The sequence below is a fragment of the uncultured Sphingomonas sp. genome, from assembly GCF_964021865.1.
Taxonomy (GTDB): domain Bacteria; phylum Pseudomonadota; class Alphaproteobacteria; order Sphingomonadales; family Sphingomonadaceae; genus Sphingomonas.
On record NZ_CAXIAM010000004.1, the window covers coordinates 61,003 to 86,535 of the forward strand.

19 protein-coding genes are annotated in these 25,533 nt (G+C 66.1%); 12 read left to right on the plus strand and 7 right to left on the minus strand.

Annotation, left to right across the window (positions count from 1 at the left end; translation table 11 throughout):
* Positions 1-4: 4 nt before the first annotated feature.
* From phnX to AADI75_RS02140, 7 genes are all read right to left on the minus strand, one after another.
* Positions 5-799 carry a phosphonoacetaldehyde hydrolase gene (gene phnX / locus AADI75_RS02110; protein WP_341207403.1) on the minus strand — a complete coding sequence of 265 codons (795 nt, stop codon included), beginning with the start codon at positions 797-799 and terminating at the stop codon, positions 5-7.
* Positions 799-1,911, minus strand: coding sequence for a TIGR03364 family FAD-dependent oxidoreductase (locus AADI75_RS02115; protein ID WP_341207404.1), 1,113 nt, complete (start codon positions 1,909-1,911; stop codon positions 799-801). Before AADI75_RS02115 ends, phnX begins: the two co-directional genes overlap by 1 nt.
* Positions 1,898-3,178 carry a DUF5690 family protein gene (locus tag AADI75_RS02120; RefSeq protein WP_341207405.1) on the minus strand — a complete coding sequence of 427 codons (1,281 nt, stop codon included), beginning with the start codon at positions 3,176-3,178 and terminating at the stop codon, positions 1,898-1,900. The genes AADI75_RS02115 and AADI75_RS02120 overlap by 14 nt, the downstream gene beginning before the upstream one ends.
* The gene (locus AADI75_RS02125; RefSeq protein WP_341207406.1) at positions 3,175-3,645 is read right to left on the minus strand and encodes a phosphatase PAP2 family protein; all 471 of its coding nucleotides are present in this window, start codon (positions 3,643-3,645) and stop codon (positions 3,175-3,177) included. Before AADI75_RS02125 ends, AADI75_RS02120 begins: the two co-directional genes overlap by 4 nt.
* A gap of 65 nt (positions 3,646-3,710) precedes the next feature.
* The gene (locus AADI75_RS02130; protein ID WP_341207407.1) at positions 3,711-3,896 is read right to left on the minus strand and encodes a phospholipase domain-containing protein; all 186 of its coding nucleotides are present in this window, start codon (positions 3,894-3,896) and stop codon (positions 3,711-3,713) included.
* Between the two features lie 90 nt (positions 3,897-3,986).
* Positions 3,987-4,868 carry a tyrosine-protein phosphatase gene (locus AADI75_RS02135; protein WP_341207408.1) on the minus strand — a complete coding sequence of 294 codons (882 nt, stop codon included), beginning with the start codon at positions 4,866-4,868 and terminating at the stop codon, positions 3,987-3,989.
* A gap of 64 nt (positions 4,869-4,932) precedes the next feature.
* On the minus strand, positions 4,933-7,308 hold the full coding sequence (locus tag AADI75_RS02140; RefSeq protein WP_341207409.1) for a TonB-dependent receptor: 2,376 nt from the start codon (positions 7,306-7,308) through the stop codon (positions 4,933-4,935).
* 553 nt (positions 7,309-7,861) lie between these two features.
* On the opposite strand from AADI75_RS02140, the gene rlmJ reads away from it, so the two are divergent.
* From rlmJ to AADI75_RS02200, 12 genes are all read left to right on the plus strand, one after another.
* Positions 7,862-8,692: a 23S rRNA (adenine(2030)-N(6))-methyltransferase RlmJ gene (rlmJ, locus tag AADI75_RS02145; RefSeq protein ID WP_341207410.1), complete on the plus strand. Its 831-nt coding sequence runs from the start codon at positions 7,862-7,864 to the stop codon at positions 8,690-8,692.
* 361 nt (positions 8,693-9,053) lie between these two features.
* A complete protein-coding gene (locus AADI75_RS02150; RefSeq protein ID WP_341207411.1) occupies positions 9,054-11,837 on the plus strand; it encodes a TonB-dependent receptor in 2,784 nt (927 codons plus the stop codon).
* A 61-nt stretch (positions 11,838-11,898) separates the two neighbouring features.
* On the plus strand, positions 11,899-12,615 hold the full coding sequence (locus AADI75_RS02155; protein WP_341207412.1) for a DUF6445 family protein: 717 nt from the start codon (positions 11,899-11,901) through the stop codon (positions 12,613-12,615).
* The gene (locus tag AADI75_RS02160) at positions 12,612-14,132 is read left to right on the plus strand and encodes a tryptophan halogenase family protein (RefSeq protein WP_341207413.1); all 1,521 of its coding nucleotides are present in this window, start codon (positions 12,612-12,614) and stop codon (positions 14,130-14,132) included. The genes AADI75_RS02155 and AADI75_RS02160 overlap by 4 nt, the downstream gene beginning before the upstream one ends.
* 202 nt (positions 14,133-14,334) lie before the next feature.
* Positions 14,335-14,910, plus strand: a complete 576-nt coding sequence (locus AADI75_RS02165) for a sigma-70 family RNA polymerase sigma factor (protein ID WP_341207414.1) — start codon at positions 14,335-14,337, stop codon at positions 14,908-14,910.
* A complete protein-coding gene (locus AADI75_RS02170) occupies positions 14,910-15,848 on the plus strand; it encodes a FecR domain-containing protein (RefSeq protein WP_341207415.1) in 939 nt (312 codons plus the stop codon). Before AADI75_RS02165 ends, AADI75_RS02170 begins: the two co-directional genes overlap by 1 nt.
* A gap of 80 nt (positions 15,849-15,928) precedes the next feature.
* Positions 15,929-18,910, plus strand: a complete 2,982-nt coding sequence (locus AADI75_RS02175) for a TonB-dependent receptor (protein ID WP_341207416.1) — start codon at positions 15,929-15,931, stop codon at positions 18,908-18,910.
* A complete protein-coding gene (locus AADI75_RS02180) occupies positions 18,910-20,022 on the plus strand; it encodes a glycosyl hydrolase 53 family protein (RefSeq protein ID WP_341207417.1) in 1,113 nt (370 codons plus the stop codon). The genes AADI75_RS02175 and AADI75_RS02180 overlap by 1 nt, the downstream gene beginning before the upstream one ends.
* 256 nt (positions 20,023-20,278) lie before the next feature.
* Positions 20,279-22,633, plus strand: coding sequence for a membrane-bound PQQ-dependent dehydrogenase, glucose/quinate/shikimate family (locus tag AADI75_RS02185; RefSeq protein ID WP_341207418.1), 2,355 nt, complete (start codon positions 20,279-20,281; stop codon positions 22,631-22,633).
* 71 nt (positions 22,634-22,704) lie between these two features.
* Positions 22,705-24,540 (plus strand): sodium:proton antiporter, encoded by a 1,836-nt coding sequence (locus tag AADI75_RS02190; protein WP_341207419.1) that lies wholly within the window; start codon positions 22,705-22,707, stop codon positions 24,538-24,540.
* Entirely contained in the window at positions 24,537-25,187 is a 651-nt protein-coding gene (locus AADI75_RS02195) for an OmpA family protein (RefSeq protein ID WP_341207420.1), read from the plus strand. The genes AADI75_RS02190 and AADI75_RS02195 overlap by 4 nt, the downstream gene beginning before the upstream one ends.
* 93 nt (positions 25,188-25,280) lie before the next feature.
* Positions 25,281-25,529, plus strand: coding sequence for a glutaredoxin domain-containing protein (locus AADI75_RS02200; protein WP_341207421.1), 249 nt, complete (start codon positions 25,281-25,283; stop codon positions 25,527-25,529).
* The last annotated feature ends 4 nt before the right edge of the window (positions 25,530-25,533 follow it).

Consider the following 25,533-nt stretch of genomic DNA (forward strand, 5'->3'; position numbering starts at 1 on the left):
ACGCCTAATCGAACGCCGTCGTGCTCAATGATAGGCGTCGTACCGCGTCCGGCAGGTCGGCGACGGTGTCGATCACAATATGAGCACCCGCAGCCCGCAACATCGCGGCAGAGGCGTCGATCCGTTCGGCGCGTTCGGTCGCGGGCAGCGCCGAAAGCTCCGGCTCGGACAGTCCGATGCCGTTGCCGCTGGCGGCGACGCCGACCGTCCAGACCCCTGCCGCGCGTCCCTCCGCGATGCCGACCGGAGCATCGTCGATCTTGAGACAGGCCTCGACCGGCCATGCGCCCAATTCGACCAGGTTCTTCCACAGCATTAGCGGGGAGGGGCGTCCCTCCGCCGTTTCCCCAGCGCAGACGACGCAATCGGGACGATAGCCCTGCGCCGCCGCCAGCGGCAGGATGTCGGCCATCATCGCGCGGGTATAGCCGGTGCACGATCCTACGGCGACGCCCGCCGCCTGTAGCCGGCCTGCGACAGCAGCGGCGCCTGGGATCAGCGTGGCGCCGTCGCGCGCCGCCTCGCGCATCATCGGGTCGATCGCCGCGAACAGGCGGTCGCCATCGGCCTCCCCCGGCGCGCACCCGTGGCGGACGGCCCAGGCGCGCGCGATCCGCGGCATGCGCAGCAGCGCGGCGATATGATCCCGTTTCGCGCGGCCCATGTCGGCGCGGGCTTCGGTTTCGTCGATCGGCACGCCAGCCGCGGCGAACGCCCGGCACAGCGCGACGACCGGCGCGCGGCTACCGAAATCGATCATCGTGCCCGCCCAGTCGAACACCACGGCTTTCAGTTGCATCACGCTATTCCTGTCCATTGGTCGATGACCCGTTCGGCAAGAGCGAAGGCGGTCGAGGCGCCGGTGCCGCTGGTCACGACCACCAGCCGGACGTCGGGGGCGGGGGCGGCGACCAGATGATGACGGGCGCCCGACGCATAGGTTCCGGTCCAGCGCTCGATCACCGGCGGCGGCGCGCCCAGGCATTCGGCATAGGCCGCCAGGATGCGCCCCTCGACAGCGGCCGGGGCAAAGGGAGGCGGGGTCGCGGCATAATGATGGCTGTCGCCGACAATGAGCGAACCGTCCGCGCTCTGCACGACGATCAGGTGGATGCCATCCCCCAGCATCTCCGCCGCCTCCCCCTCCAGCCGGGCGCGTAGCTCCGCCGCCTCGGGCAGGTCGGCATAGCCCGCATAGCGGACCATGCTGAGATCGCTCATCACCGGTGCGTCGATCCGCCAGCCGGGCGGTGCCAGCCGCATCATCTGGAGCGTACAGCGCGTGATCCCCGCCGCCGCATAGACAGCGGGAGCCAGCGTCGCCCAGTCGTCGCCCGGACAGAGGACGATGCGGTCTGCCGCGATCGAGCCCCTGGCGGTGTCCAGCCGCCCTTGCGCCACCGCATGGACGGCGGTGCCATAGGCGAAGGTGACGCCATGCGCCTCCGCCAGCCATCCGGCGAGGCGCGGGATTGCGGTGCGCGATTCGACCCGCAGATCGTGCGGGCTCCACAAGGCGGCGCGCATGTCGGCGACCATCGGCCAGTCGCGCGCGAGGTCGCGTGGCGACAGGCGACGGCATCCGGTCCCCATGTCGGTGGCGAGGAAGGCGTCGAGAACCGCCTCCGCCTCCGGTCGACGTGCCGTGAGCAGCAACCCGCGCTGTACGATCGGAATTGCGGCCGCGGCGGCGACCTCCGCCCAGATCGCGGCGCTGCGCCGTGCGAGTTGCCAGACATCGCCCGCCGCCTGGCCGGTGACCGTGACGAAGCCGAAATTGCGGATCGACGCGCCATTGGCGGCGGCATCGCGTTCGATCACGACGACCCGCTGTCCGCGTCGCGCCGCCGCCAGCGCATGGGCCAGCCCGACGATCCCCGCGCCGACGACCGCCAGATCATAGCGTCGCATGACGCCGTCCTTCCAGAGGAGCATAGAGAAAGCGCAGCGCCGACAATCCGGTCAGCACCACCACGACGAGGGCGGTCGCGTAACTGCAGCGTTCGAAGAAGCCCAGCCATTCTACATGCGGCGCGGCGACGCTGCGCACGAGCAGCATGGCGACGCTACCCGCATAACCGGAGGAATCGGCGATATAGATCAGGAAACCGGCATTGGCCGCCGTCCCGATCGCCGCGATCATTCGGTCGAAGAGCATGGCGTTGAACGGGGTATAGGCGAGATACAGGCCCGCACCGGTCAGGCTCATCCAGACCAGCGGGGACATCAGGCCCGCCTGGAAGGCCAGCGTCGCCACGCCGAGGGTCGCCGCGCCGACGGCGATCAGCCCATGCATCACCAGCAGCGCGCGGCGATTGTCGCGCACCAGCATCAGTGCCGCCAACACCCCCAGCGTCACCACCGCCACCGGCAGTTCGCTGAGCGTGAACAGGCTCGCCTGCCCGCCACGGCCCAGCGACGACCAGATCTCGGCGGAGAAATTGTCGCGCACCTCGCGTATCGCCGTCAGCAGCGTATAGGCGAGCACCAGCATCGCCATCGAACCGCCATGCGCTCGCCAGAAGGCGGCACGCTTCGCCGCGGACATCGGTACCCGCTCCACCCGTTCGGCGCGGTCGCGTGAGTCGGGCGGGGGCAGCCGCTCCAGCTGCCAGAGCGCGATCAACAGCAAGGGCGCGAAGACCAGCCCGGTGACCGCGGGCATCCACCATTCGGACACGCCGGCCGCCATCAACATCGTCGCGGCCGACTTGACCACGCCCGACGACAGCACGAAGCTGGCGCACAGCATCGCGCCGAGCAGTTCGGAGGTGCGCCGTCCCTCGATGTAGCTGAAGACCAGCCCCCAGATCAGCCCCAGCGGCAGGCCGTTGAGGAACAGGCAGGCGACGTTCCACGGCGCGGGGATCAGCGCGAACAGGACGAGCGCGATCCACGATGCGGCGATCAGCGTGAGGATCAGTCGCGCCCGCGCTTGGTGCCCCGATTCCGCGATCACGCGAACGCCGATCAGCTTCGACACGGCGTAGCCGATGACCTGCGCGATCAGCAGCGCGGTCTTGTAATCCATCGCCCCATGCCAGCCCGCAACATCGACATAGGTCGCCGCCGCGAAGGGTTTGCGAAAGGCGTACATCCCGAAATAGACCACAAAGGCCGCCATTCCGCCCAGCAGCAGCGACAGGCGGGAGGCGCCATGATCGTCGACCGCGCTCACCACGGACGCTCCGCCAGCGCGGCGGCCTGCCCTGCGCAAATCGTCGGGTCGGGCGCGCCGGCGTGTCGACGCAGACGCGCGAGTTCGGCCCGCGCCCGTGCGACGTCGCGCCGAAACGATGGGCTGGAATGCAGCGCCGCATACGTCGTGGCGCCGGCAAGATAGCCGGCCTGCACGGCGCTCAGCGAATGCGATCCGCACACCGCACGGCTTTCGCCATAGGCGCGCCCGCGCGCCAGGATCGCGCCGGCGCGATCGGGCAGCAGTTCGGCGAGGATCAACGCCTCGAGCCAGCCCGCCGCGGTGTGACCGGAGGGATAGTCGCCGTTACCCGCCAGATGCGCGGTCTTCGCCTCGCAGATCGGCGCATCCGGTTCGTCGAGATAGGGCCGGCGCACCCGATAACCGCGCTTGACCGGGTCGACGACGGGCGCGGCGCTCGCCTGGTCGAGCAGGCGGGCGGTCACGGGCGCAGTGCGTGCGTTAAGCCGCATCCCTATCGCGCAGCCATACCGGTCCAGCGGTTCGTTGGTCACGTCCTCGGTCGCGATCCGCCAGCGCGGCGAACCGACCAGCCGTCGCGCGTGACGCTCAGGTCGTACCAATGGTCGCTGGCGGTCACCGGCCACAGGATGTGCCGTTCGTCGCCGGGCGGCACGGTGATCGCACACCGCCGTTCGCCGGTGACGGGATAGCGCGCGTCCATCGCGACCGCCATCCGCCTTCTTCCCCATCGCTGAAGCAGGATTCACTGACTTCTGGGCAGAGGCGCCGTGGCTGATTGCAACATATGACCTCGGGAAAGACGCTAGGCCACATACATTCGGCGCAGTTTAGCCAAGTCGATTGTGGAGAGTCCCATCTCGTCGCGGAACCACCCGTCCGGCCCACCCTTATGGCTATCCAGCACCTTTAGAGCAGCCTCGATGTAGCTTCGGTCCGCCGCCATCATCGCCTGCGCTGCTGCGGGCGGTATTCCTGCCAGGGGATTGGCCGGGCCGCCCTTGCCATTTCCAGACATCAGTTTTTCGGCGTCAAGATATCTGTTGGTCAGCAGATAGTCGTCGATCACCGTTGCGCGTGGTACCGCCAGAGCAGTGAGCAGCAGCGCTGCAGCAACGCCTGTACGATCCTTGCCTGCGGAGCAGTTGAAGGCCAGCGGCGCGTTGCCGGCCAGCAATTCGGCGAACATGCGTCGATACTGACTTTTGAAGGTGACGAGCATCTGCGGATAGCTGTTGCGCATCGCCTGGCGCGCTTGTTCGGCAGTCCAACCTTTTGGATTGCCCGTCGGCATGAAGCTGGCCAGGTCCAGTTGGTAGTCCTCGCTGAGGACACGCGGAGCGCTTCCCTGGGGCCAGCGCACCGCTTCCTCTCGCCGCTCGCGCACGTCGCGAAAATCGCATACCACTTGGATGCCGCGCCGATGAAGATAGGCATAGTCGCTGTCGGTCAGTCCATGCATCGATCCCGACCGGAACAGCAGGCCCCATTTCACCTGCCGCCCGTCTGTCGTGCGATAGCCGCCGAGGTCGCGAAAGTTCCGACCGCCTTGAAGCGGCAACAGCCGTTCATGCGGCGCGGACACCGCGACGGGCATGACGTCGCGGGCGATGGCGCTACCACCGGGCAGCGCCATCGCCACGGCTGCGATTGCGAGCACCGGCAAGGTTCCGAATAGAGCGTGCATAAGGTCTCCGATCACTTTGTTTGCATGGCAAACCGGGGGCGGCAGCGCCTCCCCCGTAGGGCGATCACATCTTGATGTTGATCTCGCCGCCGAAAGTACGCTGGTCGTTGAAGAACCCGCTCAACCCCGCCTGCGGGGAGCCCGATTTGACGAAAACATGCTGCTCGTTGAACAAGTTGCGCGCCCAGATCGAAAAGGTCGCCTTCGCACCGCCGGGCATCTCGACATCGCCCAGAGCGATCCGGCCATTGAAGATCAGGCCATCGTCTCCCTCGGGCTGCTTATAGCGCACCGCGCGCGTCACTGGATCATAAGTCACATCGGTGTAGTTGGCGTAATAGCCAGAGGCGTAATTGCCATCCAGATGTGCGCGCAGCACGACTCCCTGCAGCGGAATCTCATAGTCGATCGAGCCGCTTGCCGAATGTGGGGGCGTATAGACCTGATAGATCGGCACCGGAACCGTGATGAAGACGCCGCCCGTCTGCGGGAACGGGTTGACGGTGGCAGGGATGTTCACATGATTATAGGCGTAACTGGCGGTCAGCGTCAGTCCGCGCACCGGGGCGAGCAAGAAATCAGCCTCTATGCCCTTCAGTCGCCCATCGCCGGGCGCGTTCACCGTGTTGGTCGTGGTGCGGGTAGTTGCCACGCGCACGCCGTTGACGACATCCTCGTAAAGGCCGCTGAAATCAAGCTGAATGTCCTTGTAGTCGCCGGCATAGGCAGCGATGTTGAACCGCGCGCGGTGGTTCCAGAACTCGGTTTTGGCACCGATCTCGAACATCGATACCGTCTCCGGATTGAATGCCGCATAGTTGAGCGAGCGCGAATTGGCACCGCCCGAACGATAGCCCGTGCTCCACTTACCATAGACATGGACGTCGGGAGTAAGGTCAGCGGCCAGATTGACCAGCGGATCTACCCGGGACTTGGCGTAATCCAGAGGGATCGGCCCGGATCGGATCACACCGCCGACCGGGATCGATGGTACGGCGTTGTTGACGATCAGCAGCATCCCCTCTTTTTTATCGTGGGTAAATCGCGCGCCGAGCGTCAGGTGCAGCTTCTCGTCGAGCAGCTCCGGTGTGAACGTCCCCTGCCCATAGGCGCCAAGGCTGGTGGTCGTCACCTCGCTGGCGCGGTCGATCGGCCGGGTCGCTGGATCGAGGTTAAGCGCAATGTAGCTGCTGCCCGTGGCGTCGGTGAAAGCATTGGTGTTGAACGCCTGAGCATTGTCGCGCACCTTCTCGCGATAATACAGGGCACCCAGCGCGAACGTCAGATGATCGCCCAGCTCGCCGATTGCCTGTAGCTCTTCGCTGAACTGGTGTTGCTTGAAATAAGCCAAGCTGTAGCGCGAAAAGGCGAAGCCCGGATAGGTGATGCCCGCGATCGTGTTCGGAATGTTGAACGCCCCGGTCGGGTTGGCGGTGGTGGTCGGCTGTTGCAGGCCGGGCGCGGCCGAACCATTGTCGAACTGGCTTTGCGTCAGTCTGCGATAAGCGGTTATCGACTTCAACAGCAACGCGGGTGCTGCCTGCCATTCCAAGTTGACGCGGACGCCGCTCGTCTTTCCGATGCTTGGCTGCTGCGGTGAGCCGACCGGAGCGGTTAGCTGGCGATCAAGTGACGGCCGGGCGAGTGCCGCCAGCTTGTAGGGAAGGATCGCCGGCGCTGTGGCGGTCGCGGCCAGCCCTGTGCCGGGCGACAGCAGCTGGTTGTACAGCGTCGTCGTAGCGTCATAGGACGTGTCGAACGCAGCATCGACGGTGAAGTCGGGGATCGCCTTCCACAACAGCTCGGCATGAGCACCGCGCTTGTCGTATCCGTTGAAGTCCGACGCGCCCGACAGCGGATTTTCTACTAGCCCGTCGCGGTGACTGACGACGGCGTCCAGCTTTACGCTTAGACCCTGAAATTCGGGCAGGTCGAGGTGAAGCTCGCCCTTATAGCTGCCGTAATTGCCGGCGCCGGCGGTCGCATTCATCTTGAAGACGCCGCTGGGGCGCTTGGTGACGATGTTTACCGCGCCGCCTTCGGTATTGCGGCCGAACAGCGTGCCCTGCGGCCCCTTGAGCACCTCGATGTTTTCAACATCGTACAGCGCCGCGCCGAGACCCTGCGGACGCCCCTGGTAGACGCCGTCGATATAGACGCCAACGCCCTGGTCGCGCGCTGGCTGGTTGCTGTCGGACAGCACGCCAACGCCGCGGATGTTGACGATCAATGCGCCGGGCCGCGAAAAGAACGGTGCCACCCGCAGCGACGGTATCGCGCCGTCGCCAAGATCGGTCAGCGACTGAACGTGACGGTTGACGAGATCCTCGTTGTTGAGAACCGAGATCGCGATTGGTGTCTTCTGCAGCGTCTGGGGGCGTTTTTCGGCGGTGACGATGATGTCGCCGAGTCGGTCGGGCTGCTCGCCCGCTTGTGCCACGGGCCCGGCCGAATCCGGCTCGTCAGACCTCGCCGCGACGACGGTACGTTCCGGCGCCTGTAATGGCGCGGCCAACACGATACGCGGCGCGACAGCGAGCATGGATGCGGCAGTGGTCCCGAGCAATGCAACGAGGCTGGTTCTTTTAACGGACATGATTTCCCCTTTTCGGGGCGACCTATGAAGTAACGTCGTTTCGAAGGAGCTACAGTATCATGACTAAGCTAAGACTGCGTGATCACATTTCAATGACGCACGGATAAAGAGGTGTCGTGGACCGCCCGACTCAGGCCAACTTTATTTGGTTCGCGAGATAGACGCAAAATACACGTCTTTTCATCATTTTATTTTCACAGATTGAAATTGGAAAAGAGCGGTCTGGTGACAGCGCTGACAATCGGAACGGGTAGGGAGGTAGCGATAGCGATCGTGATGGGCCGCTCGGGTTCAGCGCGTCGTACAGGCGTTGCGCTCGTGGGCGGTCGGACAGTGCTCGATCAACTCGCCGTGACCGACGGTGGTGGAAAGCCGAAGTTGATGGTAGGCCGGAGCAGTGAATTACCGCCATTCTTTCCACGCGGGTAACAGTGCCGATGTCGTCAAGCACGCTTTGCTGATCGCGCTGGTGCAGGCTTTGCAGCAAAAGCCGGGCGCGCTGACCCTAATCGACACGCACGCCGGCTGCGGCCTGTACGATCTTGGCGGGGAGGCTGCGCAACGCACCGGCGAAGCTCTGCAGGGGGTGCTGCGCGCCGCTCAAGACGCCGACCCGCTGCTGGACGACTATCGCGCCGCCGTGCGGGCGGTGAATGTTACCGCCGAACCGCGCTTCTATCCGGGCTCGCCGCGCATCCTGGCGCAACTCGTCCGCGCGCAGGACCTCCTGATCCTGAACGAGAAACATCCCGAGGATGCCAACACGCTGCGCAGGGTGATGCGCGATACCTCCGCTGCCGTGCACGAGCGTGACGCGTACGAATTCTGGCGAGCGATGGTCCCGCCGCGCACCGCGCGCGGCGTGGTGATCGTCGATCCGCCCTATGAGCAGACCGACGAACGCGCCCGTATTACCGCGACCCTCGCGGCCGCCTATCCGAAATGGGCGCATGGCGTGACGGTGATCTGGTATCCGCTGAAGGACCGGATCATCCATCGGCGATGGAGGGAGCAGTTGCGAACGCTCGGCATTCCGAAATTCCTGAACGTCGAACATTGGTTGTACGACGTCGATCAGCCCGGCATCTATAACGGCGCGGGCCTGTTCATCATCAATCCGCCCTATGCCTTCATACAAGCGCTCCAGCCGCTGCTGGAGGTCCTGCGCGCCGTCCTTGCACCCGAGGGGCATCGTGGCGCGATCACATCGGAGTGGTTGGCCGACTGAAGGAAAACCGTCCGGCTTTTCGGCTGCAACGAGTCCACGCACGTCGCTCTCACCGCCATAGTCGCGTGGCATGATTAACGGGACGACGCTTTGCGGCAGCGGGAACTTGACCGACTTGCCGCGTGCACGGCTCTCGAGCCGTACAACCGATTGAATCAAAACAAAAAGACAGACAATTGCTCATCAGTGCCTGCAAAAGGCGAGCGCGCGTGACCGCCTCCTACGGTGTTGAAAAATGGCGATTACCTCAAAAATCTGCCGCCCTGCTCTAAAAGTATGATAATTGAATTGTCCGGCATTTGGGTTTGTGCGATATAGCGCGGGTTAGCTGCGAAACGGCAGCGACTTGAGGAGGGGGTATATGCGGAAGCTGGAAGCGCGTTGGTTGATCGGCGCATCGATGGTGGCGATCGCCGTCTTCGGATCGAGTGGCATGGCCGGCGCACAGGTGAGCGCAACGCCGTCGCAGGACACGCAGCAGGAGCAGAGCGAAGAGGATATCGTCGTCACCGGCGTGCGCGGGGCGCTGAAGACCGCGCAGGATATCAAGCGCAATGCCAACCAGATCGTCGATTCGATCAGCGCGCAGGACATCGGCAAGCTGCCCGACGTCAACACGACCGAGGCGCTGCAACGCATCACCGGCGTCCAGATCCAGCGACGTTACGGCGAGGGCTCGACCGATTTCGATCACCGGACGTCGCCGGCGATCACGATCCGCGGCCTGACCCAGGTCCAGAACTTCCTCGACGGTCGCGCGATCTATTCCGCGTCCGGCGGCCGCGCGTTCGATCTTGAAGGCATTCCGCCGGAACTGCTGTCGGGCGTGGACGTGTATAAGAACGCGCCTGCGAACATCATCGAAGGCGGCGTGGGTGGTGCGGTCAACCTGAAGACGCGCCTGCCGTTCGACTCGCCGGGTGCGGTGTATAGCGCCACGTTACGCGGCAACTATTACGACCGCGTCGACAAGTTCGGCTATGCCGCGTCCGGCCTCTACAGCAACCGCTTCGACACCGGCATTGGCGAGGTCGGCATCCTCGTGAACGCCGTCTATTCCAAGAGCAACTATCGCCAGGACGGTATTCTTTCGAACGAACAGAAGCCGATCCCGAGCGGCTCGGTCAGCGGTGCGCCCGCGAACGCCAAGGCACCGATGGGGCTGCAGGTCTATGACGATCTCGGCGATCGTCGCCGGCTCGGGATCGCCGCCGCAATCCAGTGGCAGGTCGCCGACAACCTGCTGGTGACCGGCCAGTACCAACTCGCCAAATTCTGGTTCAATCGGCGCGGCGCCTATTATTACACCGTCAACGGCGGCACCCAGTCGGATCCGCTGCCTGGCGCGCCGTTCACCTTCAACGACGAAGGGTTCGCGACGTCGGGATCGCTGCGGGGCCAAAATTTCGAGACCGGCCGCTTCGACCAGCAGCTGTGGAGCCAGAGCCAGAACTTCACGCTCGGTGTCGATTGGCAGGCGACCGACCGGATGAAGATCCATTTCGACGCCCAATATCTGAAAAGCTATTATAACGCCGATCGCAACGGCCATGTCCTGTCGCTGTTCACCGCAGCCGGACAGAATACGCCGACCGGCAATCCGAACGCCTCCATCATCGATTTTGATCTGCGCGGCAGCCGCCCGCGCTGGGATGTGCGCGACAAGGCACTGTTGAGCAATCCGGCCAATTACTCGACGCCGTTCATCGCGGACTCGTTGCAGCGCAACGACGCCGATACGCTCGCACTGGCCTATGACATTGAATATGATCTGGAAGGCAACTTCCTGAAGAAGCTGCGCGGCGGTGCGCGCTATTCGGACAATTCGATCGATCTGCGCGGCACCTGGAACGGTATCTGCCTGTATCAGACCGGGCCGAACCCGTCGTGCAATGCGCCCGATGGCACGCTGCTGCCGCGGCTCAGCGCGCATCCTGAACTGGGTATGCCGGGGCCGTCCAAGAACTTCTTCGACGGCAAGAGCGTAACCGGCGGCCTGGTCTATCCGGCGCTGCCGGGCGGCGGCGGTGTGACCGGCGATGTCTGGGAACAGACCAAGGCGCTGTACGCCCTGTTCGGGCTGGCGCCGCGCGAGACGTTCAACCCCGCCGACCTCAATGCCCAGACCGAGAAGACCTTCACCAGCTGGGGCATCGTCGACTATGCGACCGAGGCGGGCGGCGTCGCGATCGACGGCGGGGTCGGTGTCCGCATCGTCAAGACCGACCTGACGTCGGTCGGCATCCAGCCCACGGGGAGCGGCACCTTCAACCCGATTAACGTGGACAAAAGCTACACGAACGTCCTGCCCAGCTTCAACCTGCGCGCCCGTCTGACCGAGCAGTTCCAGATGCGGTTTGCCTATTCGAAGGGCGTCGCACGACCGAACTTCGATCAGCTGTCGACCAACCTGTCGCTCACCAATGCGAACCAGGTCGACGCGCAGGGCCGAATTGCCGCGAGCGCCGGCAATCCCGGGCTCAATCCGATCAAGTCGGACAATTTCGATGTAACGGCGGAATGGTATTTCGCCCCGACCGGATCACTGACGGGCGGGCTGTTCTACAAGAAGGTCGACGGCTTCCTCGCCAGCGGCGTCGTCACCGTGGTGTACAACGGCGTGAGATATGCGCTGAGTACCCAGCGCAACAGCGGCAGCGGCACGGTGAAGGGCGCCGAGATCGGCTATCAGCAGTTCTTCGACTTCCTGCCGGGGGTGCTGAGCGGATTCGGCATCCAGGCGAACTATACCTATGTCGATTCGAGCGTGACCAACCCCTTCGCCGGTGCGAATGCCGATGCGCCGACGCAATTGCCGCTCGAGAAATTGTCCAAGCACAATTACAACCTGATCGGTCTGTATGAGAAGGGCCCGCTCACGGGTCGTCTGGCCTGGAACTGGCGCTCCAGCTATCTCGACCAGACGACCGGTGCGGGCGCGAACGGGACGGCGCAATATGCCAAGCCGTACGCGTCGCTCGACGCCTCGGTTAGCGTCAACCTCAACTCGCATATCGCGGTTTCCGCGGATGCGGTGAATCTGACCAATCGCATGAACGTCACGTACATCGGCACGGCCGGTCAGCCGCTGCAATATCAGCTCAACGATCGCCGCTTCGGCCTGTCGCTGCGCGCGACCTATTGATGACCCCGGCCGGCCTTTCCTGATAGGAGAGGCCGGCATCGTCTTGGGGAAAGGAGCGTCGGTGGCGGTTCGCGATGATCTGGCGTTTGCCCACGGCGCGACCCTGACCGTTCTGCACGTCGGCACCGAGCGGGAGCCGGTGCTCGTCGTCGATGGTGCGACGGGGCAGATCGACGCGTTACGCGCGTTCGCCGCCGATCATGCTGCGTTCGCGCCCGCCAACAGCGTCGGCAGCGGCTATCCCGGCCTGCTCGGCACCGCACCGGTTGCCTATGTCGATGCGATGGTGCGCGGGATCCTGCCGCTGATCGCGACGTATTTCACGGGTTGCCCGGTCCGGCCGGCGCGTGCTCGCGGCAATTTCTCGCTCGTCACCACCGCACCGGCCGACCTGACCGCCGACCAGCGCGTGCCGCATGTCGACACCGCCGACCGGCTGCAATTCGCGACCGTCCATTTCCTGTCGCCGGGCCATCGCGACGGCACCGCCTTCTTCCGGCATCGCGCCACCGGTTTCGAAACGCTCGATGCCGCGCGGCTGCCCGAATATCAGGCGGCGCGCGCACACGATCCGGCGCCGCCGCCACGCTATTGCATTGGCGAGGACGACGGGTTCGAGCCGATCGAGATCGTCCCCGCCGCGCCCGACCGGTTGATCCTCTATCGCGCGGCGCTGCTCCATTCGGGCTGGATCACGACGCTCCCCGCGCAGGCGGCCGATCCGCGCCACGGCCGGCTGACCGGCAACCTGTTCCTGCAATGCCGGATGGCGTCATGACCGACAACACACCGCTGCGGCACATCGCGATCGTGGGCGGCGGCACCGCGGGCTGGATGGCGGCCGCCGCGCTGTCGCGGGTGCACGGGCCGCACGGCCCGGCGATCACCCTGGTAGAATCCGAGGAGATCGGGACAGTCGGCGTCGGCGAGGCGACGATCCCGCCGATCCAGGCGTTCAACGCGCTGCTCGACATCGATGAGGCCGCGTTCGTCCGCGCGACGCAGGGCACGTTCAAGCTGGGCATCGAATTCGTCGACTGGCTGCGCCCGGGGCACCGCTATTTCCACCCGTTCGGGGTCTACGGCATCGACAAGGGCGCGGTGCCGTTCGAGGCGATGTGGCAGCGCTTGCGGCTGGCAGGGGAAGCGCAGCCACTGGAGGCCTATTCGATCTGCGCCGCGGCGGCGCACGCAGGACGCTTCATGCCGCCGCAGCCGGGCAACACGCCGCTTGCGCATATCGGCTATGCCTTTCACTTCGACGCCGCGCTCTATGCGCGCTTCCTGCGCGGCCATGCCGAGGCGGCGGGCGTCGTCCGGCACGAAGGACGGGTCGTCGAGGTGATCCGCGACGACCGCCCCGACCGGATCGCCGCCATCGTGCTGAAGGACGGCACACGGATCGACGCGGATTTCTTCGTCGACTGCTCCGGTTTCCGCGGGCTGCTGATCGCCGAAACGCTCGGCGCGACGTTCGAGGATTGGGGGCAGTGGCTCCCCAACGATCGCGCCGTCGCCGTTCCGACCGCCACTACCGCACCGCCCGCGCCCTATACGCGCTCAACCGCGCGCGGGGCCGGCTGGCAATGGCGCATCCCGTTGCAGCACCGCGTCGGCAACGGCCATGTCTATGCCAGCCGGCATCTCTCCGACGACGAGGCGACCGCGACCCTGCTCGCGAACCTCGACGGCGAGATGCTCGCCGAACCGCGCCAGCTTCGCTTCCGCACCGGGCGGCTCGACCGTTTCTGGATCGGCAATTGCGTCGCGCTCGGGCTGGCGAGCGGGTTCATGGAGCCGCTGGAATCGACCAGCATCCATCTGATCCAGGCCGGGATCGCGCGGCTGCTCGAAATGCTGCCGACCCGCGCGTTCGAGCCGGCGGATACGCGGCGCTACAACCGGTTGATGGCGGCGGAGTTCGAGAGCATCCGCGACTTCCTGATCCTGCATTTCCACGCGACAGAGCGGCGCGACACCGCTTATTGGCGCGAGCGCGCCGCGATGCCGATCCCGGATACGCTGACCGAACGGCTGGCAATCCATGCGCGGACCGGGCGCGTGTACCGCGAAGCGGACGAGCTGTTCACCAAGACGAGCTGGCTAGCGGTGATGGACGGGCAGGGTTTGCTGGCTGACGGCTACGATCCGCTGGCAGCGGGGATGTCGCTGGACGAGGTGCGCACCCGGCTGGAGCGGATCGCCGCGGTCACGCACGCCGCGATCGGGCATATGCCGGCGCATGCCGACTTCATTGCGCGCCATTGCGCCGCGGCACCGGTTACCCCGCATTGAAGAAAAAGCGGGGATGCATCTTGCTTTAGGTCGTAGCTGCTGATCGCCGCTAGGCGCATGCGGTACGGGCATCCGATGCGCTCGCCAGTCTGCCGATCATCACCAAGGTGATCGTCAGGAGGGAAATTCCGCGCTCGGGTCTCTCCCCCTCGTAAGAACAAAAGTCAGGCCAGGGACGGCTTGGGGGTATATGCGCATCGGGGTGGAGACCAGGAAAGAGCATCGCGCGGCGCTAGCCACATGGGTGGCGCGCGAGGTGCTGCCGCACGAACATCGCATCAGGCAATGGCTGCGGCGTGCCGGTACGACGGCGGAGGATGCCGACGAGATCGTCCAGGAGGCCTATTGCCGGCTCGCGATGCTCGAGGACGTCGACCATATCGACAATGGCCACGCCTATTTCTTCTCGATTGTGCGCAACTTGCTGGTGCGCCGGCTGAAGCGGCAGCGGATCGTGCCGCTGGAGACGATCGCGGAGGTGGATGCGTGGCAGGACGATCGCCCCTCGCCGGAGCAGACCGCGGCCGGGCGGATGGCCTATGCCAAGGCGCTCGACCTGATCGCCCGCTTGCCCGAACGCTGCCGCCGCGTCGTGCAATTACGCAAGATCGAGGGATGGTCGCAGCGCCGGATCGCCGAGCATCTCGGCACCACCGAGAAGGCGGTCGAGAAGCAGATCTGGCTCGGGGTGCGGGCGCTCCGCGACGCGTGGAGCCGGGCCGAACAGGAAGCGGACGATCGCATGACCGTCACCGAACGACGCGGAGGACGCCGCTGATGAACAGGCAGGACGCAGCGGGCATCGCCGACGAGGCCGCCGCCTGGGTGGCCCGGATGGATGCCGACGGGGGGAGCGAGGCGGACGAGGCCGATCTGGAGCGCTGGTTGGCGGGCGATCCGCGGCGGCGCGGTGCGCTGCTCCAGGCGCAGGCCACCTGGATTGCGCTCGACCCGCCGCGTTCCGCGACCGTCCGGTCCGCGGCGATGAAGCGGCGGACGCTGATGAAGGTGGCGGGCGGTGCGCTGGCGGCGTCGCTGGTGGGGGGCGTGTTCCTGCTGACGCGCGGCACGACCTATCGCACGCAATTGGGCGAAATCCGGCGCGTGCCGCTGGCCGACGGATCGACCGCGACGATCAACACCGGCTCGGAGGTGCAGGTGACGCTCGCCGATCGCAGCCGCATGGTGACGATCGCGCAGGGCGAGGCATGGTTCCGTGTCGCCAAGGATCCAACGCGCCCCTTCGTCGTGGAGGCCGGCTCGGTGGTGGTGCAGGCGGTCGGCACCGCCTTCTCGGTCCGGCGACGTGCGCATGGCGCCGACGTGCTGGTCACCGAGGGTGTAGTGGAAGTGTGGACGGCGCAGGCGGACGGCTATCGCACCAGCCTGTCGGCGGGACAAAGCGCGTTCGTGGGCGACAATGCCGCGGTCCAGTTGCACAAGGATGCGCCCTCTGCGGTCGACCGCACGCTGGCGTGGCGGACCGGCGCGATCGACCTCAACGGGCAGACGCTGGCCACCGCGGTGGGCGAGTTCAACCGCTACAATCGCCGCAAGCTGGTGCTCGCCGACCCGCGACTGGCGGACGAGCAGATCGACGGGCTGTTCCATACCGACGATCCCGAAGGGTTCGCGCGCGCGATTCACGCCAGCTTCAACGTCGAGGTCGATCTGGCCGGCGACGATGTGATCCGGATCGGGCGCGCGCAAAAATAAAAGCCGGATCGCGGAGGGAAATCGATTGCCGGCGTCTCTTCGAGGGCAGGGCAACAGCCCGCGATAGAAGGGGGAAGAGGATGACGAGGGGGGTGAACCGGCACGTGCTGCTGGCGACGGGCGTGGCGGTGCTGGCCGTAAGCCAGCCGGCGGCGGCGCAGGCCAAGCAGTTCGACATCCCGGCGCAGGCCGCCGAAACCGCGATCACGGCACTGGCGCGACAGGCCGGAATCCAGATCGTCGTCCCGCGGTCGTTCAGCCGTGGCAAGCGCACCAACGCGGTGCGCGGCGCGATGACCGCCGATGTCGCGCTCAACCGGTTGCTCGACGGCACCGGCCTGCACGCGCAGCAGAGCGGCCCGCAGACCTATGTCGTGCTCGGCACCTCGCCCTATCAGCCGGTCGCGCTGACGCAGGTGGCGAGCACGACCGCCAGCACGCCCGCCGGGGAGAGCGCGCCACAGGACACCGCCGACGACGTGGTCGTCACCGGCATCCGTCAGTCGCTGCGCACCTCGATCAACCAGAAGCGCGCCGCCGACCGGGTGCAGGAGGTGCTGGCCGCCGAAGACATCGGCAAACTGCCCGAGGCGAGCATCGCGGAATCGCTGGCGCGACTACCGGGGCTCGCCACCAACCGCGACCGGGGCAACGGTACGCAGATCTCGATCCGTGGGCTGGGCCCGAACCTCGTCAACACGCTGCTCAACGGGCGCGAGATCGTCTCCGCCGAGGCGAGCCGCAACGTCCGCTACGAACAATATCCTGCCGAGCTGATCAACGGCGCGTCGGTGTTCAAGTCGCCGACCGCGTCGCAGGTGGAGGGCGCGATCGCCGGGCAGGTCGATCTGCGCACGCTCAAGCCGCTCGACTATAAGGAAACCCGCGTCGTGCTGAACGCGCGCGCGATCTACAGCGATCTCGCCGAGGACGTGCAGGATACCAGCCCGTGGGGCTATATCGCGAGTGCGTCGCTGGTGACGCAGTTCTTCGACGATACGCTGGGGCTGGCGATCGGCTATTCGGGGCGGCGCCAATCGGTAGCGACGGTCCGCACGAACATCTTCCGCTATACCAACAGCTTCGCCGACCTGACCGGCAACGGCCAGTCGAACGACAATATCCCGTTTGGTTTCGAAGGGCTGGCGCGCGGCGGCGACGATATCCGTCACGGCGCGTTGGCGGCGTTGCAATGGCGACCGAGCGACCGGTTCGAGGTGAACGGCGACTTCTTCTACAGCCACGTCAAGTTCGACGAAACGCAGCGCGGCTTCCGCGTCGAGAACCTGCCGTTCGGCAACACGCTGACGGGCGGCACCGGGGTGACGCTCGACAACGACGGCACGCCGCGCGACTATGTCACCGGCATCACCACGACCAACGACAACACCAGCTATGGCCAGGTGGTGCGCGGGGTGAACGAGGCGTTCTTCTTCAAGGACGATCTATATGCCGGCGGCCTCAACGCGGCGTGGCGGCCGGACGGCTGGACGATCGTCGGCGACCTCGGCTATTCGACGACCCACCGCGACCAGCAGTTCCTGACGCTGCGGACCGAGCCGTTCGGGGTGGTGCCGACCACCAGCTTCCTGTCGGGACGCAATTCGGTGCCGCAGATGAGCGTCAGCGCCGATCTGTCCGACCCGTCGGTCTTCCGCATCGCCGACTTCCAGATTCCGTCGAACGGCGGCGGTGCGCCGCTCATCAACGACGCCTTGTGGACCGGCAGCCTGGATGCGACGCGCGAGATCGGGCAGGGGCCGCTCGCCGCGCTACGGTTCGGCGCGCGCTACACCGACCGGTCGAAGGATTATACCCAGCGCACGCAGTTCGGCTTCATCGATCCCGCTGCGCGCACCGCGACCCCGGCGGCGCTGTTGAACACGCCCTATACGTTCGCCGGCGCGTTCGCGGGGTTGCCGACGGTGCAGTCGATCGACATCACCAAGGCGGTCGAGCAATTGTTCGGACCGATCGCGCCGACCACGTCGGACGACGATCGCCGTTCGAGCTGGAAGGTGGCCGAGAAAACCTATGCCGGCTATGCGCAGCTCGATCTCGACGGCAACCTGTTCGGAATGCCGTTTACCGGCAACCTGGGGCTGCGCGTCATCCGCACCGAGACGCTGTCGAAGAGCGTCGATCTGACCCAGACCCGGCAGCCCGATGGCTCGGTCGTCACCGTCGTCAATCCGATCGCGGTGAAGAACGACTTCACCGACTGGCTGCCGAACCTGAACCTGACGTTCAAGCCGACCGACAAGCTCCAGCTGCGGCTGGGCGCAAGCCAGGCGATCTCGCGCCCGCCGCTCGACGATCTGAGCGCGGGGGTCGGCCTGTTCACGTTCGGCGCGCCATCGGCGTTCGGGGGCAATCCGCTGCTCGAGCCGTTTCGCGCCAAGCAGCTCGACGCGACGGTCGAATGGTATTTCGATCGCGACAGCGCGCTGACGATCTCCGGCTTCTACAAGGACCTGAGCACGTTCATCGTCCAGCAGGTGACGCCGATCTCCGTGCCGAACCCGGCGGGCGGCCCCGATCTGGAGGGGACGTTCCGGCAACCGATCAACGGCTCGGGCGGGACGATCAAGGGCGTCGAGGTGCTGTTCCAGAAGGCGCTGACGTTCCTGCCGGCGCCCTTCGACGGGTTCGGCGTCTATCTCAACTACAGTTATACCGACAGCAACATCACCGTGCGCGAGGACGACAATGCGATCGGCGCGATCCAGTTGCCGGGTCTGTCGAAGCACGTCGGCAACGCGACGCTCTATTACAGCAAGTCGGGGTTCGAGGCGCGCGTCGCCTTCCGGTATCGCTCCAGCTACGCCACCGAGCTGGGCGATACCGATCGCATCCTGTTCACCGCGCCGGAATCGGTGCTGGATTTCCAGACCAGCTACGAATTTGCCAAGGGCTCGCGGCTGGATGGGGTCAAGCTGCTTTTCCAGGCCAACAATCTGACCGACGAGCCGTTCGAGACCTATTATGGCGACCGGCGCTTGCAGGGCCGCTACGAACGTTTCGGCCGGCGCTTCCTCTTCGGCATGGGGTATCAGTTTTGATGCGAATGTCCGTCTTGGCGACGGCGTTCGCCGTCCTCGCTGCGTCGCCGGCTCTGGCGGGCGATCGCGCGCCGCCGCCGAAGGGCGGCCTCTATCTGGGTGCCGATCTGTCGTATGTGAACGAGATGGAGGATTGCGGCGCGGTGTACCGCAGCGCGGGCAAGCCGGTCGATCCGTTCGCGCTGCTCGCCGACAAGGGCGGCAACATCGTCCGCGTACGGATCTGGAACGATGCGCGCTGGACGCGCTATTCGAACCTCGCCGACGTCAGCAGGACGATCCGCCGCGCGAGGGCGGCGGGGATGCAGGTGCTGCTCGACTTCCATTATTCGGACGATTGGGCCGATGGCGACAAGCAGCGCGCGCCGGCGGCATGGGCGGGGAAGGACACCGCCGCGCAGGCCGATGCGCTCTACGCCTACACCCGCGACGTGCTCGCGCGGCTGGATGCGCAGGGGCTGATGCCCGAGATGGTGCAGGTCGGCAACGAAACCAACCCGGAGCTGATGGGCGGGGTGAAGGAGCGGCCGATCGACTGGGCGCGCAACGCGCGGCTGTTCGACGCCGGGCTGCGCGCGGTACGCGACGCGGGCAAGGCCGCCACGATCGCGCCGCGCATCATGCTCCACATCGCGCAGCCCGAGAATGTCGAGCCGTGGTTCGACGCGGCGACCAAGGCCGGCGTTCGCGACTTCGACGTGATCGGTGTCAGCTATTACAAGAAATGGTCGACGCAATCGATGAAGCAACTGGGCGACACGATCGCACGCGTGCGACGGCGTTTCGGCAAGGACGTGATCGTGGTGGAGACGGCGTATCCGTTCACCAACGAGAATGCGGATGCGTCGCCCAATTTGCTCGGCCCGGACACGTTGGTCGCCGGTTATCCTGCAACGCCGGACGGGCAACGCCGCTATCTGATCGATCTGACGCAGACCGTCGTGAACGGCGGCGGGATGGGCGTGGTCTATTGGGAGCCGAACTGGGTGTCGACCCGCTGCGGCACCCGATGGGGGAAAGGCTCGAACTGGGAGAATGCGGCGTGGTTCGACTATCGCCACACCGAGGCGCTTCCCGCGTTCGATTTCCTGAGCCATCGATACAGGCGTTAGCAGCGGGCTGACGTCATCCTGATCCGTCATTGCTTCGCTCCGCTCGCGATGACGATCGATGGGCTCGGCCTTCTATCCTCGCGATTGGCGTCGCTGTGGCGACGCGGTCGATCGAGGGGATTTCGGGATCACCGACGATCCTTTTTCGATCCGCACGGCGGGTCGCGCGATCGTTCCAAATCGCGCTTTGTGACTTTTCTTTGCTTGCCGCGTTGAGGGCCCCGAACGGCAAGAGGACGGCGCGATGGGACGATTGTTGACCACGGTACTGGCGTGGCTCGTCGCGATCTTAGGCGGCTTTTTCGCGGTGGCGGGCGGGGTGCTCCTTTCGCTGGGCGGATCGCCTTATTATCTGGTCACCGGCCTCGCGATGATCGTGAGCGGCGCGTTGCTCGGCCGCGGCAGCGCGCTCGGTCGCTGGCTGTTCGCCGGCATCTGGGCGGGGACGCTGCTCTGGGCGCTTTGGGAGGTCGGGTTCGACGGTCTCCAGCTCGTCCCACGGCTGGTCGCGCCCACGGTGTTGCTCGTGCTGGTGCTGCTGACCGGCTGGAGCGGGCGATCGCCACGGCTGCACCGTCGGGCGGTTCCGGCATTCGCCGTCGCGCTGATCGCCGTCTGTGTCGGCGGCGTGTTGCTGCGCGGTGAGGGCGCCGTCGCGCAACAGACGCCGGGTCCGATAGTGGCCGCGGCACCGACCGGGGAGGCGGACGGCGACTGGCGCGATTACGGCGGGACGCTGTCGGGCCGCCGCTACTCCGCGCTGGCCGATATCACCCCGCAGAACGTCGGGCAGCTCCGGCTCGCCTGGACGCAGCGCACCGGCGACTTGCCGATGCCGGCGGAGAGCAAGGAGCACAAACGCGAATATCATTCGGAGGCGACCCCGATCCACATCGGTGACACGCTGTACACCTGTACGCCGCACTCCTTCGTTCAGGCGATCGACGCCACCACCGGACGGACGAAGTGGAGCTGGCACGAGGATGCCAAGATCGCCGGCAACAATTATCTCGTCTGTCGCGGCGTCACCTATTTCGAGGCACCGGCCGGAACGCCGTGCCCGCACCGCATCTTCGCCCCGACCTTCAACGCCCGGCTGGTGGCGCTGGATGCCGACACCGGGCGGCCGTGCCCGAGTTTCGCTAACGGCGGCGCCATCGACCTTCGCGCGAACATGGGCACCTCCAAACCCTCGGATCAGATCGGCACCACGCCGCCGGTGGTGGTCAACAACCGCCTAATCATCGGCGAGCGGATCATCGACAACGTCAATCGCGACATCCCCTCGGGCGTGGTGCGCGCCTACGATCCGGTGTCCGGCGCGCCGGTCTGGGCCTGGGACGTCGGGCGGTCGCCGGATGCGATCGCGCCGCTGCCGGCGGGGCAGACCTATACGCGCGGCACGCCCAACGTCTGGGGTGCGATCACGGCCGATGCGGCGAACGGTCTCGTCTATCTCGGCACCGGCAATGCCTCGCCCGATTACTGGATCGGCTACCGCCGACCCTTCGACGACCGGTTCGGCTCGTCGATCGTCGCGCTCGACATCGCGACCGGCAAGTTGCGCTGGACGCGCCAGCTCGTGCACCGCGACATGTGGGACATGGACCTGCCGATCGGTCCGTCGCTGTTCGACTATCGCGCGCCGAACGGGCAGGTCATCCCGGCACTGCTCCAGACGACCAAGATGGGGCAGGTGTTCTTCCTCAACCGCCTGACCGGCGCGCCGATCGCCGCGATCACCGAGCGACCAGTGCGCACCGACGGCGCGACCCCCGGCGTGCGCGTCTCGCCGACGCAGCCGTTCTCGACCGGGATGCCCAGCTTCACCCCGGCCGCCCCTAGCGAGGTCGCGACCTGGGGCGCGACGCCGATCGACCAATTGTTCTGCCGGATCGACATCCGCCGCGCGCAGGGCACCGGCATCTACCAGCCGATGGGGTTGAAGCCGATCATCGGCCATCCGGCGTTCGACGGCGTGACCGACTGGGGCGGCGCGGCGGTCGATCCGGTGCGCGGGATCATGACCGTCAACACGATGGAAATGCCGTTCAAGCTGTGGCTGATGCGTCGCGACGATCCGCGCGTCGGGCCGATGATGAAGCAGAAGCAGGGCGGCGAGAACGCCATGCAGGCGCAGCTCCAGACGCAATACAACACCCCCTATGTCGCGGTGGTGAAGGCATGGGTGGGAATCTTCGGCGCGCCGTGCGTCGCGCCGCCGTGGGGGCATCTGACCGCGGTCGATCTCGGCACACGACGCATCCTGTGGAAGAAGGTGCTGGGCACCGCGCGCGACACCGGGCTGTTCGGCTCGCATCTGGGTGTCCCGATCAAGACCGGCGTGCCCAATCTGGGCGGGTCGATCATCACCGCGGGCGGGCTCGCCTTCATCGGCGCCACCACCGACCAATATCTGCGCGCCTACGATCTCAACACCGGCGAGGTGGTGTGGAAAGCGCGGCTGCCCGCTGGCGCGCAGGCGACGCCGATGACCTATCGCGGGCGTGACGGGCGACAATATGTGGTGATCACCGCGGGCGGCCACGGCGCGCTGGGCACGCGCTACGGCGATTACACGCTGGCCTTCGCACTGCCGCGGCAGAGCTGATCCAGGTGGACGGGAGTCGATAAAAGCAGGCCGGCGGTTACCTTCGTCGGCCTGCGCGGTTAAGCCGCCCTATGGAACAACAAGCTCTCGTGATCGCGCTGATCGGCGCTTTGGGGATCGGCGCGCAATGGGTGGCGTGGCGGACCGGATGGCCCGCCATCGCTCTGATGCTGGCCGCGGGCGTCATCGCCGGCCCGATCGCCGGCGTGATCGTTCCCGAGCAGACGTTCGGATCGCTGCTGGAGCCGATGATCTCGATCGCCGTCGCGCTGATCCTGTTCGAAGGCGGCCTGAGCCTCAATTTCCGCGAACTGCGCAAGACCGAGGGCGCGGTGACGCGGTTGATGGTGATCGGCATCCCGCTGGGCTGGGTCTTCGGTACGCTGGCCTGCTATTATGTCGCCGGGCTGGTGTGGCCGGTCGCGATCCTGTTCGCGGGCATCCTCATCGTCACCGGGCCGACCGTCGTGATCCCGCTGCTGCGGCAGAGCAATGTCGCGCCGCGCCCGCGTGCGATCCTGAAGTGGGAAGCAATCGTCAACGATCCGTTCGGCGCGCTCTGCGCGGTCATCACTTACGAATATCTGCGGCGCGTCGATGATGGGGGTACGCTGCTGTCGGTCGTCTCCGCACTGCTCGGCGCGGCATTGGTCTCCGGGCTGATCGGTTACGGCATGGCGCGTGCGATCGCCTGGGCGTTTCCGCGCGGGCATGTGCCGGAATATCTGAAAGCCCCGGTGCTGCTCGTCGCCGTCATCGGCACGTTCGTCCTGTCGAATCTGATCCAGCAGGAAACCGGGCTGCTCGCCGTGACGGTGATGGGGGTGGCGGTGGCGAATATGCGGCTGGATTCGCTGCGCGACATCCATCCGTTCAAGGAGAATGTGACGGTCCTGCTGATCTCCGGCGTGTTCGTCCTGCTGTCGGCCTCGCTCGACTTCGCGGCGCTTCGCCTGTTCGAATGGCGCTTCGCCGCGTTCCTCTTCGCGCTGCTCTTCCTCGTCCGGCCGGCGACCGTGCTGATCGCGCTGGCGTTCAGCAAGATCCCGTGGAACGAGCGGCTGTTGATCGCGTGGATCGCGCCGCGCGGCGTGGTCGCGGTCGCGATTTCGGGATTGTTCGCCCTGCGCCTCAGCCAGCTCGGCTACGGCAACGGCGACATTCTGGTCACGCTGTCGTTCGCGGTCGTGGTCGCGACGATCGTGGCGCACGGCTTCAGCATCCGCCATGTCGCGCGCTGGCTGAAGGTGACCGGTGCGGCGCAGAAGGGATTGCTGATCGTCGGCAGCACGTCGTGGAGCGTGTCGCTGGCGCGGCAGCTTCAGTCGCTGGGGCTGCCGGTGATGATCGCGGACACCAGTTGGCAGCGGCTGTCGGCCGCGCGCCAGGCCGGCATCGAAACCTTTCATGGCGAGATCCTGGCGGAGACGACCGACGAGCGGCTCGACCTCACGCAATTCCAGGTTCTGGCCGCGACCACCGAGAACGAAGCCTATAACGCGCTGGTCTGCAGCGAATTCGCGCACAAGGTCGGCCGCGATTCGGTCTACCAATTGGGCGGCAGCGGCGACGACGAGGATCGCCGCAGCCTGCCCGAAGCGTTGCGCGGCCGCGCGATGTTCACCGCCGGGCACGGCGTGGAAGACATTTCGCGGCGCGAGGCCGCCGGCTGGACGTTCCGCAGGACGCGGATCAGCGAGCAGTTCAACTTCGAGGATGCCCGCTCGCTGCTCCCGGACGAGGCCGACATGCTGTTCGTGCTGCACAAGGATGGCCGCCTCCGCTTCTTCACCCATGCCGCACGACCGACGCCGCAAAGCTGCGACATCATGGTGTCTTACGGACCGTCACGGCATGGTGATCCGGAGGCAAATCGATCCATCGCAGTCGGAGAGGGTGTTGCATGACGATGTTGAAGTGGAACGGTCGGGCGTCGCTCCTCACCGCCGCGCTCGCGATCGGCCTCGGCACGGCGGGGTGCACGCCGCGTAACGAGCCCGCGGACAATGATATGGCGCAAGAGTCACCCGCTGCGGAGGCCACCGGTAATGGCGCGCTGCCCGGCAACCATGTCGGCGAGGTGGGAAAGGAGGATGCGACCAAATCGATCATCCGCCCGGACATCGAGCCGTCCCCGACGCCCGCCCCGCCGCCCGAGGCGACCGAACTGACCGTGCCGTTCCCTGCCAGCGGCGTTCGGCCGGATGCGGCGGGACTGGCGCTGCTCGACAAGCTGGTGGCCGATCCGGTGGTGGCGCTGGGCGGCCCGGTGACGATCTGGGGTCATAGCGACTCCAAGGGCTCCGACGCGGCCAACCTGAGCGCGTCCCGCCGCCGTGCGGAGGCCGCGCGCGACTATCTGGTGGAGAAGGGGATCGCGGCGGATCGCATGACCGTCATCGCGCTTGGCGAGGCGCGGCCGATCGCGCCCAATCGCAAGCTCGACGGCACGGATGATCCGCAGGGGCGCGACAAGAACAGGCGCGTGGAGATCAAGGTGGACGTGCCGACGAACGCTCCGGCGGCGGCAGCGACGCCCTCGAAAGTTCAATGACGTCCGGCGCGCAGGACGCGCGCGATGATCCGGAACGTCATGCCGCGTGGGTCGCTTGAGCAAGACGGGCGCTGATGCCCACGGAGATGCTCGATGGCAGAAGCCGGAACCGCAACGCTTTACCGAATGGTACTGCCCGATCACACCTGTCCGTTCGGCGTCCGCGCCAGGCAGATGCTGGAGGAAGCGGGGTACAGCGTCGACGATCGTATCCTGGGGTCGCGTGACGAGGTCGACGCGTTCAAGGCCGAGCAGGGCGTCGCGACGACGCCGCAAATCTTCATCGATGGCGAGCGGATCGGCGGCAGCGACGAACTCGAGCGCCTGCTGGCGAAGGGGTGATCGC